The 16,881-nt window shown below is 64.3% G+C and carries 17 protein-coding genes; 10 read left to right on the forward strand and 7 right to left on the reverse strand.

Going from position 1 to position 16,881, the window contains the following annotated elements; all coding sequences use genetic code 11:
* Nucleotides 1-3: 3 nt before the first annotated feature.
* The 10 genes from SD196_RS06445 (at nt 4) to pdxJ (ending at nt 9,336) form a co-directional block, all read left to right on the forward strand.
* Nucleotides 4-948 (forward strand): MucB/RseB C-terminal domain-containing protein, encoded by a 945-nt coding sequence (locus SD196_RS06445; RefSeq protein WP_331316546.1) that lies wholly within the window; start codon nt 4-6, stop codon nt 946-948.
* Nucleotides 945-1,400 carry a SoxR reducing system RseC family protein gene (locus SD196_RS06450; RefSeq protein ID WP_416311193.1) on the forward strand — a complete coding sequence of 152 codons (456 nt, stop codon included), beginning with the start codon at nt 945-947 and terminating at the stop codon, nt 1,398-1,400. Before SD196_RS06445 ends, SD196_RS06450 begins: the two co-directional genes overlap by 4 nt.
* 36 nt (nt 1,401-1,436) lie before the next feature.
* A complete protein-coding gene (locus tag SD196_RS06455) occupies nt 1,437-2,858 on the forward strand; it encodes a DegQ family serine endoprotease (RefSeq protein WP_331316542.1) in 1,422 nt (473 codons plus the stop codon).
* A gap of 147 nt (nt 2,859-3,005) precedes the next feature.
* The gene (gene lepA / locus SD196_RS06460) at nt 3,006-4,805 is read left to right on the forward strand and encodes a translation elongation factor 4 (RefSeq protein WP_416311194.1); all 1,800 of its coding nucleotides are present in this window, start codon (nt 3,006-3,008) and stop codon (nt 4,803-4,805) included.
* 5 nt (nt 4,806-4,810) lie between these two features.
* Complete coding sequence (gene lepB, locus SD196_RS06465; protein WP_371233693.1) at nt 4,811-5,665, forward strand: signal peptidase I; 855 nt, start codon at nt 4,811-4,813, stop codon at nt 5,663-5,665.
* Between the two features lie 144 nt (nt 5,666-5,809).
* Nucleotides 5,810-6,187 (forward strand): DUF4845 domain-containing protein, encoded by a 378-nt coding sequence (locus tag SD196_RS06470; RefSeq protein WP_275610543.1) that lies wholly within the window; start codon nt 5,810-5,812, stop codon nt 6,185-6,187.
* Nucleotides 6,184-6,873 carry a ribonuclease III gene (gene rnc / locus SD196_RS06475; protein ID WP_207887202.1) on the forward strand — a complete coding sequence of 230 codons (690 nt, stop codon included), beginning with the start codon at nt 6,184-6,186 and terminating at the stop codon, nt 6,871-6,873. The genes SD196_RS06470 and rnc overlap by 4 nt, the downstream gene beginning before the upstream one ends.
* Nucleotides 6,866-7,807, forward strand: a complete 942-nt coding sequence (gene era / locus SD196_RS06480) for a GTPase Era (protein ID WP_275610544.1) — start codon at nt 6,866-6,868, stop codon at nt 7,805-7,807. The genes rnc and era overlap by 8 nt, the downstream gene beginning before the upstream one ends.
* An 88-nt stretch (nt 7,808-7,895) precedes the next feature.
* A complete protein-coding gene (recO, locus tag SD196_RS06485) occupies nt 7,896-8,600 on the forward strand; it encodes a DNA repair protein RecO (RefSeq protein ID WP_343574429.1) in 705 nt (234 codons plus the stop codon).
* A complete protein-coding gene (gene pdxJ / locus SD196_RS06490; RefSeq protein WP_370600856.1) occupies nt 8,593-9,336 on the forward strand; it encodes a pyridoxine 5'-phosphate synthase in 744 nt (247 codons plus the stop codon). Before recO ends, pdxJ begins: the two co-directional genes overlap by 8 nt.
* 173 nt (nt 9,337-9,509) lie before the next feature.
* Here the strand turns inward: pdxJ and cmoB are convergent, their stop codons facing one another.
* The 7 genes from cmoB to lon all read right to left on the reverse strand — a co-directional run bounded on the left by cmoB (nt 9,510) and on the right by lon (nt 16,812).
* Nucleotides 9,510-10,478 (reverse strand): tRNA 5-methoxyuridine(34)/uridine 5-oxyacetic acid(34) synthase CmoB, encoded by a 969-nt coding sequence (cmoB, locus tag SD196_RS06495; RefSeq protein ID WP_416311195.1) that lies wholly within the window; start codon nt 10,476-10,478, stop codon nt 9,510-9,512.
* A complete protein-coding gene (gene cmoA / locus SD196_RS06500; protein WP_275610548.1) occupies nt 10,475-11,215 on the reverse strand; it encodes a carboxy-S-adenosyl-L-methionine synthase CmoA in 741 nt (246 codons plus the stop codon). Before cmoA ends, cmoB begins: the two co-directional genes overlap by 4 nt.
* A 113-nt stretch (nt 11,216-11,328) precedes the next feature.
* Entirely contained in the window at nt 11,329-11,901 is a 573-nt protein-coding gene (locus SD196_RS06505) for a hypothetical protein (RefSeq protein WP_275610549.1), read from the reverse strand.
* An 87-nt stretch (nt 11,902-11,988) separates the two neighbouring features.
* The gene (locus SD196_RS06510; protein ID WP_331316533.1) at nt 11,989-12,741 is read right to left on the reverse strand and encodes a substrate-binding periplasmic protein; all 753 of its coding nucleotides are present in this window, start codon (nt 12,739-12,741) and stop codon (nt 11,989-11,991) included.
* Between the two features lies 1 nt (nt 12,742).
* Nucleotides 12,743-13,417 carry a lysoplasmalogenase gene (locus tag SD196_RS06515; protein WP_275610551.1) on the reverse strand — a complete coding sequence of 225 codons (675 nt, stop codon included), beginning with the start codon at nt 13,415-13,417 and terminating at the stop codon, nt 12,743-12,745.
* Nucleotides 13,418-13,514: 97 nt separating this feature from the next.
* Nucleotides 13,515-13,910, reverse strand: coding sequence for a protease inhibitor I42 family protein (locus SD196_RS06520; protein ID WP_275610552.1), 396 nt, complete (start codon nt 13,908-13,910; stop codon nt 13,515-13,517).
* Nucleotides 13,911-14,412: 502 nt separating this feature from the next.
* Nucleotides 14,413-16,812 carry an endopeptidase La gene (lon, locus tag SD196_RS06525; protein ID WP_331316527.1) on the reverse strand — a complete coding sequence of 800 codons (2,400 nt, stop codon included), beginning with the start codon at nt 16,810-16,812 and terminating at the stop codon, nt 14,413-14,415.
* Nucleotides 16,813-16,881 lie beyond the last annotated feature (69 nt).

Consider the following 16,881-nt stretch of genomic DNA (forward strand, 5'->3'; position numbering starts at 1 on the left):
GACATGCGCGCGACGACAGCACTGCTGTTCATCCTGGGCGGTCTGCTGGCTCTGCCAGTCCAGGCCGCCGATGCGTTGGACTGGATCAAGCGCCTCTCCGAGGCGGATCAGCAACAGAATTTCCAGGGCACTTTCGTCTACGAACGCAGCGGCACTTTCTCGACGCACGATGTCTGGCATCGGGTCGATGCCGATGGTTCGGTGCGCGAGCGCCTGGTGCAGGCCGACGGGCCGCGCCAGGAGGTCGTGCGGGTCGACGGCGCCACCCAGTGCGTGGGTGGCGGCATGGCCGGACAGGTGTCGGTGGGCGAGCTCTGGCCTTCGCACAAGCTGAACCCGCAGGATCTGTCCTCCTGGTACGACATTCGCGTGGCGGGTGAGTCGCGTGTCGCCGATCGCCCTGCCGTGGTGCTCGCGGTGCTGCCGCGCGATCAGCACCGCTACGGTTTCGAGCTCCATCTGGACAAGGAAACCGGCCTGCCGCTCAAGTCCCTGCTGCTCAATGACAAGGGGCAGATCATCGAGCGCTTGCAGTTCACCCGTATCGATCTGACAGCCCCTGACGATGCCGAGCTGCAGCCGACCTCAAGCTGTCAGCCGGTCAAGGAGCTCAAGAGCGCCAGCGTGAAAACCGGCTGGCATTCGGAGTGGGTTCCTCCGGGGTTCACCCTCAACAGCACCCTGCAGCAGCGCAGCCCGGTCTCGAACGACCAGGTGTTGTGCCTGGCCTACGGGGATGGACTGGCGCGCTTCTCGGTGTTCCTTGAGCCGCTGCATGGCGCCAAGGTCGACGATGCGCGCACCCAGTTGGGCCCGACGACGGTGGTATCCCGGCGTTACGCCAGTGAAGATGGCGGCACCATGGTGACCGTTGTCGGCGAGATACCCAGCGGTACGGCTGAGCGGGTGGCGCTGTCCATGCGGCCAGCGGGAGCCCAGCCAGAGTGATCGAGGAGCAGGGGAGGGTGGTAGCGGTCGAGTCCGGAGCTGTCTGGGTCGAAACGCTGCGCCGCTCCACCTGCTCGGGATGTTCAGTGAACGCCGGCTGCGGCCAGGGTATCCTGGGGCGGTTGGGTGTCGGTAACCGGCGCGGCCGCGTGCGCGCCTTGTCTTCGCTGAAGCTTGCGCCTGGCGACGAAGTCGTGTTGGGCGTGGGCGAAGACCTTCTCCTGAAGAGTGCCCTGCTCTTCTATCTTTCCCCTCTGCTTGGACTTTTCGCGCTTGCACTACTGGCGGCGCGGCTCGGTTTCGGGGAACCTCTGGTCATTGCGGCCGGGCTCGCGGGATTCCTGTTGGCCTGGCTGCTCGTGCGTCGCCTGGGGCGACGTCATTCGGATGATCCGGCGATGCAACCGGTTGTGCTGCGTGCGCTGGTCGGTGGGCCGCTCGGCCCGGTTTAGTGTCTTTCCCAATCAACATCACGGGAGCTGTAGTCAATGCAAACCCTGAAACGCAGCATGGCTGCGCTGATTGCCCTGCTGGCCCTGAGCCTGTCGGTCACTGCGCGTGCCGAACTACCGGACTTCACGCCGCTGGTCGAGAAGGCGTCGCCGGCAGTGGTCAACATCAGTACCACGCAGAAGCTTCCGGACCGCTCCAATGCCCAGATGGGCATTCCGGACCTGGACGGCCTGCCGCCGGGCCTGCGAGAGTTCTTCGAGCGCAGCATTCCCCGTGGCCAGGGCCAGGCGCCCCGTGGCCAGCAGCGCGAGGCGCAGTCCCTGGGTTCGGGTTTCATCATTTCCGATGATGGCTACATCCTTACCAACAACCATGTGGTGGCCGACGCCGACGAGATTCTCGTGCGTCTGTCCGACCGCAGCGAGCACAAGGCCAAGCTGGTGGGCGCCGATCCGCGCAGCGACGTCGCCGTGCTGAAGATCGAGGCCAAGAACCTGCCGACCCTCAAGCTGGGCGACTCCGACAAGCTGAAGGTGGGTGAGTGGGTGCTGGCCATCGGTTCGCCGTTCGGCTTCGACCATTCGGTGACCGCCGGTATCGTCAGCGCCAAGGGCCGCAGCCTGCCGAACGAGAACTACGTGCCGTTCATCCAGACCGACGTGGCGATCAACCCGGGCAACTCCGGTGGCCCGCTGCTGAACCTGCAAGGCGAGGTCGTGGGTATCAACTCGCAGATCTTCACCCGTTCCGGCGGCTTCATGGGGCTTTCCTTCGCGATCCCGATCGATGTGGCGATGAACGTCGCCGATCAGCTGAAGAAGGCCGGCAAGGTCAGCCGCGGCTGGCTGGGCGTGGTGATCCAGGAAGTGAACAAGGATCTGGCCGAGTCCTTCGGGCTCGACAAGCCGTCCGGCGCCCTGGTCGCGCAACTGGTCGAAGACGGTCCGGCAGCCAAGGGCGGCCTGCAGGTGGGCGACGTGATCCTCAGCCTGAATGGCCAGACCATCAATGAATCGGCCGATCTGCCGCACCTGGTGGGCAACATGAAGCCGGGCGACAAGGCGGCCCTGGAAGTCATCCGCGATGGCAACCGCAAGACGCTGAACATGACCATCGGCAACCTGCCGGACGAGGATGACGAAGTCGCCGCCGTCGAGGGCAAGGGCGCCGAGCGCAGCAGCAACCGCATGGGCGTGACCGTGGCGGAACTGACTGCCGAGCAGCGCAAGTCGCTGGATATCAAGGGCGGCGTGGTGATCAAGGAGGTCCAGGGTGGTCCGGCGGCGATGATCGGCCTGCGTCCGGGGGATGTGATCACCCACCTGAACAATCGTGCGGTGGATTCGTCCAAGACCTTCTCCGAGATCGCCAAGTCTCTGCCGAAGGATCGCTCCATCTCCATGCGCGTACTGCGCCAGGGCCGTGCGAGCTTCATCACCTTCAAGCTCGCCGAGTAAGCTCGGCACCGAAAAAGGGCGGTCTTCACCGCCCTTTTTCATGCCTGTCCGTCCGGCGCAGGCGTGGCGGATGGTACGGGATTCAAGTAAACTCCCCGGCTATTTTTCGGCGGATTGCCGCCTTCAGCCTTTCGAGTGTGTTCAGCCGTGAGTGACCTGAGTCATATCCGCAATTTCTCCATCATCGCCCATATCGACCATGGCAAGTCGACGCTGGCCGACCGCTTCATCCAGATCTGCGGCGGCCTGTCCGACCGCGAGATGGAGGCGCAGGTCCTCGACTCCATGGACCTGGAGCGTGAGCGCGGCATCACCATCAAGGCGCACAGCGTCACCCTTCACTACAACGCGAAGGACGGCAAGACCTACCAGCTGAACTTCATCGACACCCCCGGCCACGTCGACTTCACCTATGAAGTCAGCCGCTCGCTGGCGGCCTGCGAAGGCGCGCTGCTGGTGGTGGATGCCGGCCAGGGCGTGGAGGCGCAATCGGTCGCCAACTGCTACACCGCCATCGAGCAGGGCCTGGAAGTCATGCCCGTGCTGAACAAGATGGACCTGCCGCAGGCCGATCCGGACCGCGTGAAGGACGAGATCGAGAGCATCATCGGCATCGACGCCACCGACGCCGTGGCCTGCTCGGCCAAGAGCGGCATGGGCGTGGAAGACGTGCTCGAGCGTCTGGTCAGCGCCATTCCCGCGCCCGAGGGTGAGATCGAGGCACCGCTGCAGGCGTTGATCATCGACTCCTGGTTCGACAACTACCTGGGCGTGGTCTCTCTGGTGCGCGTCAAGCATGGCCGCGTCAAGAAAGGCGACAAGATCCTGGTGAAGTCCACCGGCAAGATCCATCAGGTGGACAGCGTCGGCGTCTTCACCCCGAAGCACACCGAGACTCCGGACCTCAAGGCTGGTGAAGTGGGCTTCATCATCGCCGGCATCAAGGACATCCTGGGCGCGCCGGTGGGCGATACCCTGACCCTGTCCAACACCCCGGACGTGGAAGTGCTGCCGGGCTTCAAGCGCATCAAGCCGCAGGTCTACGCCGGCCTGTTCCCGGTCAGCTCCGATGACTTCGAGGACTTCCGCGAAGCGCTGCAGAAGCTGACCCTGAACGACGCCGCGCTGCAGTACGAGCCGGAAAGCTCTGAGGCCCTGGGCTTCGGCTTCCGCATCGGCTTCCTCGGCATGCTGCACATGGAGATCATCCAGGAGCGCCTGGAGCGCGAATACGACCTGGACCTGATCACCACCGCGCCGACCGTGATCTTCGAGATCGTGCAGAAGAACGGCGACACCCTCTATGTCGACAACCCGTCCAAGCTGCCAGACCTCTCGTCCATTGACGAGATGCGTGAGCCGATCTGCCGCGCCACCATCCTTGTGCCTCAGGAACACCTGGGCAACGTCATTACCCTGTGCATCGAAAAGCGCGGTGTACAGCGCGACATGCACTTCCTCAGCGGCCAGGTCCAGGTGATCTACGATCTGCCGATGAACGAAGTGGTGCTGGACTTCTTCGATCGCCTGAAGTCCACCAGCCGAGGCTATGCTTCGCTGGACTACAGCTTCGATCGTTTCGAGCCGGCCAACCTGGTCCGTCTCGACGTACTGATCAATGGCGAGAAGGTCGACGCCCTCGCCCTGATCGTCCACCGCGACAACGCGCCCTACAAGGGCCGTCAGCTGGTGGAGAAGATGAAAGAACTGATTCCGCGGCAGATGTTCGACGTCGCGATTCAAGCGGCCATCGGTGGGCAGATCATCGCCCGTTCGACGGTCAAGGCGCTCAGGAAGAACGTGCTGGCTAAGTGCTACGGTGGTGACGTGAGCCGTAAGCGCAAGCTGCTGGAGAAGCAGAAGGCTGGTAAGAAAAGGATGAAGCAGGTCGGTAGCGTGGAGATTCCGCAGGAAGCCTTCCTCGCTGTGCTCAAAGTGGACAGTTGAACCCTATGACGCTGAATTTCCCGCTGTTGCTGGTGATTGCCGTTGCTGTGTGCGGCGTTCTCGCCCTGGTGGACCTGGTGCTGTTCGCACCGCGCCGCCGGGCAGCCATTTCCGCCTACGAAGGCACGGTCGGCGAGCCTGACCCGGAAGTGCTGGAAAAACTGAACAAGGAACCGGTGCTGGTCGAGTACGGCAAGTCGTTCTTCCCGGTACTGTTCATCGTGCTGGTGCTGCGCTCCTTCCTGGTCGAGCCGTTCCAGATTCCGTCCGGCTCGATGAAGCCGACCCTGGAAGTGGGCGATTTCATCCTGGTGAACAAGTTCGCCTATGGCATCCGCCTGCCGGTGCTGGACACCAAGGTGATCCCGGTGGGTGATCCGCAGCGCGGCGATGTCATGGTGTTCCGCTACCCCAGCGACCCGAACATCAACTACATCAAGCGCGTGATCGGCGTTCCCGGCGACACCATCCGCTATACCAGCGACAAGCGCCTCTACGTCAACGATCAGCTGGTCGCCGAGAAGCTGATGGGCGAGGAGCCGGGCAGCCTGGGCAGCGTGACGCTGTACAAGGAAAAGCTGGGCGACGTAGAGCACCTGATCCGCAAGGAAATGACCCGTTACCGTGTCGAGCCGGGCAGGCAGTGGAAGGTGCCGGCCGAGCACTACTTCATGATGGGCGACAACCGCGACAACTCCAACGACAGCCGCTACTGGAACGACCCGAAGATCCCGAAGGACCTGCTGGGCATGGTTCCGGACCGCAATATCGTCGGCAAGGCGTTCGCGGTTTGGATGAGCTGGCCGGAGCCCAAGCAGCGCAACCTGCCGAATTTCTCGCGAGTGGGCGTGATCCACTAAAGTTGTGAGATGTTCGAAGCCTTCGGGCGGCGAACAGTGCTAGAAACCCGGGCGGGGCTGCACGCGGGGAGCGAGGCAGCCCCGCTTGCACTTGGACCCGCCGCGGTTGGCGGACAATAAGAACGATACCGACATGAGGTCGATATGAAGTACGCACGTTCGCAGAAGGGCATGTCGTTGCTGAGCTGGCTGGTGGTCCTCGCCGTGGTGGCGTTCCTGGCCAGCGCAGCGTTCAAGGTGTTTCCGCACTACATGGATTACTACGCCATCGAGAAGGCCATCACCTCGGTGGAAACCGACAAGGCCGCCGAAGTGCGCACTGTCCCTGAGTTCTACTCTTACGTGGACAAGGCGCTGATGCTCAACAACATCCGCGACCTCAAGCTGGACGACGCGCTGGATGTGAAGCTCGAGAACAACGAGTTCCGCGCCCACCTGAAATACGAAAAACGTGAGCCGCTGGTACAGAACATCGACCTGGTGGTGAAATTTGACAAAGAATTCCGTGTACGAATGCCGTGAGTAACAGTCTGGATCGACTCGAGCGCAAGCTTGGCTATACCTTTCGCGACCAGGACCTGATGGTCCTGGCGCTGACGCATCGCAGTTTCGCCGGGCGCAACAACGAGCGTCTGGAGTTCCTGGGTGACGCCATCCTCAACTTCGTCATCGGCGAAGCCCTCTTCACCCATTTCCCCCAGGCCCGTGAAGGCCAGCTGTCGCGCCTGCGCGCGCGACTGGTGAAGGGCGAGACCCTGGCCCTGCTGGCCCGCGGTTTCGAAATCGGGGATTACCTGCGCCTGGGCTCGGGCGAGCTGAAGAGCGGCGGGTTCCGCCGTGAGTCGATCCTGGCCGATGCCATGGAGGCACTGATCGGCGCCATCTACCTGGATACCGGCATGGACTCCGCCCGCGAGCGGATCATGGCCTGGCTCGGCCCGCAGCTGCGCGAGCTGACCCCGGTGGATACCAACAAGGACCCCAAGACCCGCCTGCAGGAGTTCCTGCAATCGCGCGGGTGCGAGTTGCCGCGCTATGACGTGGTGGATATCCAGGGCGAACCGCATTGCCGCACCTTCTTCGTCGAGTGCGAGGTTGCCCTGTTGAATGACAAGACCCATGGCCACGGCGGTAGCCGCCGCATTGCCGAGCAGGTGGCCGCTGCCGCCGCGCTGGCAGCCCTGGGCGTGGAGAATGGCCATGAGTGATCACGAGCAAGACCAGCACGACCCATCCGAGCACGATGAAGCGGGAGTCGTTCGTTGCGGCTATGTCGCGATCGTCGGCCGCCCCAACGTGGGCAAGTCGACCCTGCTCAACCACATCCTCGGCCAGAAGCTGGCCATCACCTCGCGCAAGCCGCAGACCACCCGCCACACCCTGCTGGGCATCAAGACCGAAGGTGACGTGCAGGCGGTGTACGTCGACACCCCCGGTTTGCACAAGGACAACGACAAGGCGCTCAACCGCTACATGAACCGTTCGGCCAGTGCCGCGCTGAAGGATGTCGATGTGGTGATCTTCGTCGTAGACCGCAATCGCTGGACCGACGAAGACCAGATGGTCTACGACAAGGTCAAGTACGTGAGCTGCCCGGTGCTGCTGGCAGTGAACAAGGTCGACCGCATGGAAGACAAGGGCGAGCTGCTGCCGCACCTGCAGTGGCTGGCCGAGCAACTGCCCAACGCCGAAGTCGTGCCGATTTCTGCCCAGCACGGGCAGAACCTGGATGTTCTCGAGGGGCTGGTCGCCGAGCGGCTGCCCGAAAGCGAGCATTTCTTCCCCGAAGACCAGATCACCGATCGCAGCAGCCGCTTCCTCGCCGCCGAACTGGTGCGCGAGAAGATCATGCGCCAGTTGGGCGCCGAGCTGCCGTACCAGGTCACGGTAGAGATCGAAGAGTTCAAGCAGGATGGCCCGATCCTCCACATCCACGCGTTGATCCTGGTCGAACGTGATGGCCAGAAGAAGATCATCATCGGCGAGAAGGGCGAGCGCATCAAAAGCATCGGCCAGAACGCCCGCAAGGACATGGAGGTGCTGTTCGACTCCAAGGTCATGCTCAACCTCTGGGTGAAAGTGAAGGGCGGCTGGTCCGACGACGAGCGCGCGCTGCGTTCGCTGGGCTACGGCGACCTCTGATCGACCAAGCCCCGCGAGCCGCTCGCGGGGCGAACCTTCCGGCGCCTGAGTGCGCCCGCTTCCCGACTCCCACTCCAGGCGCAGCGCCATGAGCCTCGCTTCTCCCGCCCAAGCCGCCTTTGTCCTGCACAGCCGCGCGTACAAGGAAACCAGTGCGCTGGTGGACTTCCTCACGCCGCAAGGCCGGCTGCGGGCCGTGTTGCGCGGTGCGCGGGGCAAGGCCGGCGCGCTGGCGCGGCCGTTCGTACCGCTGGAAGCCGAGTTCCGCGGGCGCAGTGACCTGAAGAATGTCGTTCGCCTGGAAGCCAACGGCATTCCCAATCTGCTCAGCGGCGAGGCGCTGTTCAGCGGCCTGTACCTGAACGAGCTGATGATCCGCCTGCTGCCGGCGGAAGACCCGCATCCCGCGCTGTTCGAACACTACCGCGCGACCTTGCCGTTGCTGGCCGCCGGCAGCCCGCTGGAGCCGCTGCTGCGCGCCTTCGAATGGCGGCTGCTGGACGAACTGGGTTATGGTTTCTCTCTGGACAGCGATATCGTCGGCCAGCCGGTGGCCCCCGACGGTCTTTACCGCCTGCTGCCGGATTCCGGCCTGGAGCCGGTCGGCAGCCTGCAGCCGGGGCTTTTCCATGGCGCCGATCTGCTGGCGATGGCCGAGGCCGACTGGAGCGCTCCGGGCGCGCTGGCGGCAGCCAAACGTCTGATGCGCCAGGCCCTGGCGCCCCATCTGGGCGGCCGGCCACTGGTCAGCCGCGAGTTATTCATGAATCGCAAGGACAACTCCCGTGACTGAAGCCAATCGTATCCTGCTGGGCGTGAACATCGATCACGTCGCTACCCTGCGCCAGGCCCGTGGCACCCGCTATCCCGACCCGGTGAAAGCCGCGCTGGACGCCGAGGAAGCCGGCGCCGATGGCATCACCGTGCACCTGCGCGAAGATCGCCGGCACATCCAGGACCGCGATGTGCGCGTGCTGGCCGAAGTGCTGCAGACCCGCATGAACTTCGAAATGGGCGTCACCGAAGAGATGATGAAGTTCGCCGAGATCATCCGTCCGGCCCACGTCTGCCTGGTTCCGGAGACTCGCCAGGAGCTGACCACCGAGGGCGGCCTGGACGTTGCCGGCCAGGAAGCGCGCATCCGCGAGGCGGTGCAGCGGCTGTCCGCCGCCGGTTGCGAGGTGTCGCTGTTCATTGACCCGGACCAGCGGCAGATCGAGGCCTCTGCGCGTATCGGCGCGCCGGCCGTCGAGCTGCATACCGGCCGTTACGCCGATGCCCACACCCCCGCCGAAGCTGCCCATGAGCTGGCGCGCATCCGCGACGGCGTGGAGTTCGGCCTGTCCCACGGGCTGATCGTCAACGCCGGCCATGGCCTGCATTACCACAATGCCGAGCCGGTGGCGGCGATTGCCGGGATCAACGAGCTGAACATCGGCCACGCCATCGTCGCCCATGCGTTGTTCGTGGGCTTCAAGCAGGCGGTGGCGGAGATGAAGGCGCTGATCGTGGCGGCGGCGAATCGTTGATCGGCACTTCGAGCCAATGACGGCGCAGGCGTCGAGGTAGGGTGTAACGGCGTACAACCGCGAACGGTTGTACGCCCTACGCCAGGGGGTGGTTCGGCGTAGGGCGGATAACGTTCGACATTATCCGCCGTTTAGCCGTCGCATCCGTTAACCTCGGATTCGACCTGGGGGCGTCAGGGCTTGCGCGCGACCAAGGTGGCACGCAGCGGCGCCGGCAGGCCTTCGAGGGTGCGGCTATGGTCGTTCGGATCGAGGAAGTCCGGCAGCGACTGGTAGCGCATCCATTCCGTCGCACGCTGCTCTTCCACCGAGGTGCGGCTGATGTCCACGCTGCGTACGTCGGTGAAGCCCGCGCGGCGCAGCCACAGCTCCAGCGCCGGCACCGACGGCAGGAACCACACGTTGCGCATCTGCGCGTAGCGGTCTTCGGGCACCAGCACGGTGTTCACGTCGCCTTCCACCACCAGGGTTTCCAGCACCAGTTCGCCACCCCGGCGCAGGCAGTCCTTGAGCGCCAGCAGGTGGTCGATGGGCGAGCGGCGGTGGTAGAGCACGCCCATGGAGAACACGGTGTCGAAGCCTTCCAGCTTTTCCGGCAGGTCTTCCAGGGCGAAGGGCAGGTGCCAGGCCGGCAGGTCCGGCAGGTAGCGCTTCATGGCGAGGAACTGGCAGAAGAACAGCCAGTTCGGGTCGACACCCACCACGCTGCGCGCCCCGGCGCCAAGCATGCGCCACTGGTAGTAGCCGTTGCCGCAGCCGACGTCGAGGATGCGCTTGCCCACCAGGTCGATGTGCGGCGAGACGCGCTGCCACTTCCAGTCCGAGCGCCATTCGGTATCGATGTGCACGCCGAACAGGTGGAAGGGGCCCTTGCGCCAGGGGATCAGCCCTTGCAGGGCGAGCTTGAGCTGCTCGCGGGTGTCCTCGTCGCAGGCGCCTTCCAGGTTGAAACGTTCGCGCAGCTCGACGGCCGCGGCTTTCAGCTCGGGCAGACGATCCACCGCCGCCAGCCAACGCTCGAGGTCGCCATGGCCGTCGTCGACCTTGGTCGCCAATTGTGCGGGCAGCGAGGCGGCCCAGGATTCCAGCGGTGTGCCAGCCAGTTCGAGGCTGAGGCGGTCGAGGTCGAAACGGTCAATCATGGTAGGGCAATCAGGGAAGCGAAGTTGAGGCATTGGAACCAGGGCACGACCTTGGAGAATCCCGCGGCCAACAGGCGTTCGCGGTGGGTCTCCAGGGTGTCGGGGCGCATGACGTTCTCGATGGCGGTACGCTTCTGGGCGATTTCCAGTTCGCTGTAGCCATTGGCGCGCTTGAAGTCGATGTGCAGGTCGGTGAGCAGCTCGTGCTCCTGCTCGTCGGCGAAGCGCAGCTTTTCCGAGAGGATCAGCGCACCGCCCGGCAACAGGCTGTCGTGCAGGCGGGTGAGCAGTGCCAGGCGTTGTTCGGGGGCGATGAACTGCAGGGTGAAGTTCATCGCGATCAGCGAGCAGGGTTTGAGCTCCATGCTCAGGATGTCCGCCTCGATCAGCTCGACCGGCAGCAGTTCCTGGTACATGGCGTCCTGGGCGCGCAGGTATTCGCCGCAGCGCTCGATCATCGGGGCGGAGTTGTCCACGCCGATCACTCGGCAGCCTTCGGTCCTCACGTGGCGGCGCAGCGCCTGGGTCACCGCGCCGAGGGAGCAGCCGAGGTCGTACAGCACGCTATTGGGTGCGGCGAAGCGCGCGCCGAGCACGCCGATGTTCTCGACGATGGTGGGGTAGCCCGGCACCGATCGCTTGATCATGTCCGGGAAGACGCGCACCACGTCCTCATTGAAGGTGAAGTCGGGAACCTGGGTTTGCGGCTGGGCGAAGATGCGGTCGGATTCGCTCACGCTGGATGGGGCCTCGTTACGCTGAACAGGCAACAGGGCGCGGCGCGCCCGGTTTGCCGGGGCGCGCATTGTAGCCGAGGCGCCCAGTGCGCCCAAGCTTCAGCCGATAAGGGTCACTTGAGCTGGTCGGAGAAGTATTCGCCGGCGCCCTGCAACGGGCCGAGCGGATTCTTCTTGTCTTCCCGGCGGCGGATGTTCGGTTCGCCGTTGCTGGTCTTGTGCACCACCACGTCGTCGATAAGCACGAATACCGGGCGGAACGACCAGCCCTGGACCTCCCGGCGCTTGCGGAAGTTGAAGATGTCCGCCCAGAAGCTGCCCACCCGCTGGCTGTCGGTCTTGCTGAAATCGAAGGCATAGCCGACGCAGCGATCCTTGGCCTGCAGGCAGGTGATCAGGCCGTCAGGCAGGTAGTCGATGGGAATGTTGGGTTGCACGAACATCAACCGCACGTCGATGAACGAGAGCATCTTGGCGTTGCCCTGGGACAGCGGATCGAAGCCCAGCGCGTAGAGCTGAGACTTGGTGGTCTTGCCCGTCTCGACCTGGTTGAAGCGGCTCTGTGCATCCTGGTAGTCCAGGAAAGGTGACTGCACTTCCGCACGTTCGCTGGGCAGCAGGCTGCCACAAGCCGAGAGCATCACGCACGCTCCCAGCAACATCATCGAGCGAACTACTGCACGCATGGAGCTCCCCTTAATCGCGGTCTCTTGTAATTGATCTATAGCCGATGCCCAAGCGCTGTGCCGGACTTTTCTCACGCACTGAAAAGCCTATTCCACAGCCACTCCGTATCCTTGCATCAGCGGTTTCCACTGTTCGTTCCGGCGAAACTCGCGCAGGCCGTCGTCGAGCTCGGCGAGGCGCTCCTTGACCGACTCCAGGCGCGGGTTGAGAGCGACGTACATAGGACGTTTATCGGCCAGTTGCCCGGCGGCACGAACCTGCCCGGACAAGCGGTGACGATGCAGGTAGTGCTCGACGATCTGGCTGTCCTCGAGCAGCACGCTGATGCGGCCGAGCAGCAGCTTCTGGATGTTGCGCTCCAGCACCCGCTCGCCGCTGAGCACTTGTACCTGCTCGTGATCGTCCAGGTGGCTGTCACGCCAGGCGTCCAGTTGCGCGCCGTAGGAGTAGCCCTGGGCAAGGCCGATGGACTGGTCGTCCAGCGACGCCGGGCCCTGGTAGTGCCACTGGCTGTCGGCGCGGGTGTAGAAGCGCATGGTCACCCAGCCGATGGGCTCCTGGCCGATCGCCAGGCTTTCCGATTCTTCCGGGTAGGCGCCGACCACGCCGTCCACCAGCCCTTCACGGGCCATCTGCAGGGCGCGTGGCCAGGGCAGGGGTTCGAAGGCCGGGGGCTGGTTCAGGATGCGGGTCAGGGCTTCGAGCAGGTAGCCGGGCTTGTCCGGATTATCCGGGCAGATGTAGGGGCACCAATCGTCGCCGGCCAGGCGCAGCGGCTCGTCGGCATTGGCGATCAGTGCGTTGCACAGGAGCAGAGCCGGCACAGCGAAACGCAGCATGTCAGACTCGGGTAGTGGACTGTCCCAAGGAGTATGGCAGAGCCTGATGACGACTTGTGACGGATGCCGCGATGCCGAACTGGCCCAGCCAGTAGGTGAGCATGATGGCGTAGGAAGAGCCGTCGAAGGCGCCGACGAAGCGGCTGATGCCGATCATCGCGTCGGAGCTGACGAACAGCAGGGCGCCCACGGCGGCGAGGTTGCGGCTGGCGGCCGGCAGGTCGGCGCAGCCGAGGCGGGCGATGGCGCGCCAGAGCATGCAACTGATGGTCAGGCTGTAGAGGGCGATCGGCAGCAGCAGCGGGCCGAGGCCCCGGCTGTAGAGCAGGGCGAACAGACCGCCCCCCAATAGCGCAGCGAACAGCAGGCCCGCTGGTGCCAGGCGGCGAGTATCACCGAGGTAGGCGGTCAGATAGGCCAGGTGCGCCAGCAGGAAGGCAGCGAGCCCCGGGACGAAGGCATTGACCGGCCATTCCAGCAGGATGTCGCCGAGCATCGACAGCACCAGGCCCAGCGCGACCCAGCGTCGATAGGCGTCGGCCGGCGTGCTCAGCACCCAGAACAGCAGCGTGAGCACTGGCAGCGGCTTGCACAGCATGCGCAAGGGCGGCAGGTCGAAGGTGACAGCAAGCAGGTAGGCGATGCCGCTGATGAGTGCCAGAAATGCCCAGCGCATGGGGTTCCCTCCCTTGGAAATGAGCGTCCACTGTGCCGCAGTACGCGCTACCTCCACAGGCCGCAGGCGTCAGCGCGAGCGGCTTATGGCGCCGGGGTCAGCGTACGGCAATGGGGCAGACGAAGGTCTGCGCAGGCGCGACTTCCGGCTCCCAGGGGCGGCGATAGGCCAGTTCCAGTTTGTCCTCGCCGGCGCCGGTCACGCGGAAGCGCCAGGTGGACTCGCCGGCGCTGCCGACCAGGCCTGCGTCTTCCGGGTTGCTGTAGACCTCGGGGCCGAGGCTGCGCAGCAGGCCATTGGCGGCGTTGCGCATTTCCCAGCGGAAACCGGTGGTGGGGTTGCTCGGCAGGATCAGGACCAGCTCCTGGCCTTCGTGCAGCTTCAGGGGCTTGCAGTCACTGGCGTCTTCCAGGGTGACCACGGGTTTGGACTGCCCGGCGCAGCCGGCGAGCAGGGCCAGGGAGAGGGGGAGCAACAGGCGGTACGACGGCATGACGACTCCTGGGGTGGGGACCAGACTGGCCGCAGGATATCGCAATCGGGGGAGGAGGGAAGAAGACTACGCGATGGCTGTCCTCCTGTAGGAGCGGACTTTGTCCGCGATGCTCTTTGTTTTGTGTCGGTATTTCTGCGTCGCTTCGGTGTGGGCTGAGAGATTTTGTTTCGCCTCTCGGCGAGTCCCTTTTGTCAAACGCCACAAAAGGAACCAAAAGGTCTTGCCCCTCCATCCGGTTTTTCGCTTGGGGCGAAAAATGCCCTCGTTGAACCGAAGTTTCAGGGGCACGCCGCGAAGGGCCATCCTTGGCCCATCGCGGCTCTCGCGACATCCATGTCGCTCAACCCCTGAAACTCCGATTCAACGAGGCCTCCTGAAAGGGGCGCTCCGGAGTTCGCTGAGATTTCTCTGGAAGTCTTCAAGCGCTGGAGCCAGAGCCTTTGCGGTGCGCGCTTGTGCAGGAGCGGACTCCGTCCGAGATTTGCCCAGCGCCAATCAATCAGCCGGGAAACAACACCTTCGCCACATCGCCATAACGACGGGCGAAATGCACCGTCAGGCCTTCCTTGAGGTACTCCGGAAGTTCCTCGAAGTCACCACGGTTGGCTTCCGGCAGGATCAGCTCGTAGATCTTCTGCCGGCGTGCGGCGATCACCTTCTCGCGCACGCCGCCGATTGGCAGCACCTGGCCGGTGAGGGTCAGCTCGCCGGTCATGGCCACGCCTTTCTTCGGCGCCTGGTTGCGCGCCAGGGACAGCAGGGCGCTGGCCATGGTGACACCCGCGCTGGGGCCGTCCTTGGGCGTGGCGCCCTCGGGCACGTGCAGGTGGACGAAGGCCTGGTCGAAGAAGCTGGTGTCGCCGCCGTACTTGTTCAGGTGCGAGCTGATATAGCTGTAGGCGATTTCCGCCGACTCCTTCATCACGTCACCCAACTGGCCGGTGAGCTTGAAACCGCGATTGAGCGTGTGGATGCGTGTGGCTTCGATCGGCAGGGTGGCGCCGCCCATGCTGGTCCAGGCCAGGCCGGTGATCACGCCGATGCCGGAGAGCAGCTGTTCGGTGCGGAACACCGGCATGCCGAGGTAGTCCTCCAGGTCCTTGGCGCCGATCTTCACCACCGATTCCGGGTCTTCCAGCAGCTTCACCACCGACTTGCGCACCAATTTGCCGAGCTGTTTTTCCAACTGGCGCACGCCTGCCTCGCGGGCGTAGCCCTCGATCACCGCGCGCAGGGCCGCGTCGTTGATCGACAGGCGGTTCTTCGGCACGCCAGCCTTTTCCAGTTGCTTGGGCCACAGGTGGCGCTTGGCGATGGCCAGTTTTTCCTCGGCGATGTAGCCGGACAGGCGGATCACCTCCATGCGGTCGAGCAGCGGGCCGGGGATCGAGTCCAGGGTGTTGGCGGTGCAGACGAACAGCACCTTGGACAGGTCCAGGCGCAGATCCAGGTAATGGTCGAGGAATTCGACGTTCTGTTCCGGATCGAGCGTCTCCAGCAGCGCCGAGGCGGGGTCGCCCTGGTAGCTGCTGCCGAGCTTGTCGATCTCGTCGAGCATGATCACCGGGTTCATCACCTGAACGTCCTTGAGCGCCTGCACCAGCTTGCCGGGCAGGGCGCCGATGTAGGTGCGGCGGTGGCCCTTGATCTCCGCCTCGTCGCGCATGCCGCCGACGCTGAAGCGGTAGAACGGCCGCCCCAGGCTTTCGGCGATGGATTTGCCGATGCTGGTCTTGCCCACGCCGGGCGGGCCGACCAGCAGCACGATGGAGCCGGCGATCTCACCCTTGAAGGCACCCACGGCGAGGAACTCGAGGATGCGCTCCTTCACGTCGTCGAGGCCTGCGTGGTACTTGTCGAGCACCTTGCGCGCGTGTTTCAGGTTGAGCTTGTCGGTGCCCAGCAAGCCCCAGGGCACCGAGGTGGCCCAGTCGAGGTAATTGCGGGTGACAGCGTACTCGGGCGAGCCGGTCTCCAGGATCGACAGCTTGTTCAGCTCCTCTTCGATGCGCTTCTGCGCCTGCTCGGGAAGGACCTTGCCCTCCAGGCGGGCGCGGAATTCGTCGGAATCGGCGCTCTTGTCGTCCTTGGTAATGCCCAGCTCCTGCTGGATGATCTTCAGTTGTTCCTTGAGGAAGAACTCGCGCTGGCGTTCGCCGATCTTGCGGTTCACCTCGGCGGACAGCTCCTTCTGCAGGCGCGCGACCTCCACTTCCTTGCGCAGCAGCGGCAGCACCTTCTCCATGCGCTTGAGGATCGGCACGGTATCCAGCACTTCCTGCAGCTCGGCGCCCGGCGCGGTGGTCAGTGCAGCGGCGAAGTCGGTCAGCGGCGACGGATCGTTCGGGTTGAAGCGGTTCAGGTAGTTCTTCAGCTCTTCGCTGTACAGCGGGTTGAGCGGCAGCAGTTCCTTGATTGCGTTGATCAGGGCCATGCCGTAGGCCTTCACCTCGTCGCTCGGGTCGCTGGGGGTATGCGGGTACTCCACTTCCACCAGGAAGGGCGGGCGGTGGCGCTTGATCCAGCCACGGATGCGTACCCGCGACAGGCCCTGGGCGACGAATTGCAGCTTGCCGCCCTCGCGGCTGGCATGGTGCACGCGCACCAGAGTGCCGTGCTCGGGCAAGCTGTTGGGATCGAAGTGGCGCGGGTCGTCCGGCGGGTTGTCCATGAAGAACAGCGCCAGGCTGTGGTGCTCGGTCTTGGCCACCAGCTCAAGGGTTTCCGCCCACGGCTCCTCGTTGACGATCACCGGCAGCACCTGCGCCGGGAAGAACGGGCGGTTGTGGATCGGAATGACATAGACCGTGGTCGGCAGGCTCTGGCCGGGCAGCACGAGCCCGGTGTTGCTGACCTCTTCGGCGCTATTGATATCGTGAATCTCGTCGTGGTCGCTCATGAGGCACCTGACTGATTGGACATGACAGTCTAGATGGGGAAGCCGGAGCGGGGTTTCAATCCCATGTTT

Origin of the sequence: Pseudomonas macauensis (assembly GCF_047902425.1) — a bacterium.
GTDB lineage: Bacteria > Pseudomonadota > Gammaproteobacteria > Pseudomonadales > Pseudomonadaceae > Pseudomonas.

Coding starts and splice junctions, on each gene's coding strand:
- SD196_RS06515 (WP_275610551.1), bottom strand. CDS start 13,417: ATGCGCTGGGCATTTCTGGCACTCATCAGCGGCATCGCCTACCTGCTT.
- SD196_RS06505 (WP_275610549.1), bottom strand. CDS start 11,901: ATGCGTGCAGTAGTTCGCTCGATGATGTTGCTGGGAGCGTGCGTGATG.
- SD196_RS06520 (WP_275610552.1), bottom strand. CDS start 13,910: ATGCCGTCGTACCGCCTGTTGCTCCCCCTCTCCCTGGCCCTGCTCGCC.
- SD196_RS06470 (WP_275610543.1), top strand. CDS start 5,810: ATGAAGTACGCACGTTCGCAGAAGGGCATGTCGTTGCTGAGCTGGCTG.
- SD196_RS06510 (WP_331316533.1), bottom strand. CDS start 12,741: ATGCTGCGTTTCGCTGTGCCGGCTCTGCTCCTGTGCAACGCACTGATC.
- cmoB (WP_416311195.1), bottom strand. CDS start 10,478: ATGATTGACCGTTTCGACCTCGACCGCCTCAGCCTCGAACTGGCTGGC.
- SD196_RS06445 (WP_331316546.1), top strand. CDS start 4: ATGCGCGCGACGACAGCACTGCTGTTCATCCTGGGCGGTCTGCTGGCT.
- recO (WP_343574429.1), top strand. CDS start 7,896: ATGAGCCTCGCTTCTCCCGCCCAAGCCGCCTTTGTCCTGCACAGCCGC.
- SD196_RS06455 (WP_331316542.1), top strand. CDS start 1,437: ATGCAAACCCTGAAACGCAGCATGGCTGCGCTGATTGCCCTGCTGGCC.
- lon (WP_331316527.1), bottom strand. CDS start 16,812: ATGAGCGACCACGACGAGATTCACGATATCAATAGCGCCGAAGAGGTC.
- lepB (WP_371233693.1), top strand. CDS start 4,811: ATGACGCTGAATTTCCCGCTGTTGCTGGTGATTGCCGTTGCTGTGTGC.
- era (WP_275610544.1), top strand. CDS start 6,866: ATGAGTGATCACGAGCAAGACCAGCACGACCCATCCGAGCACGATGAA.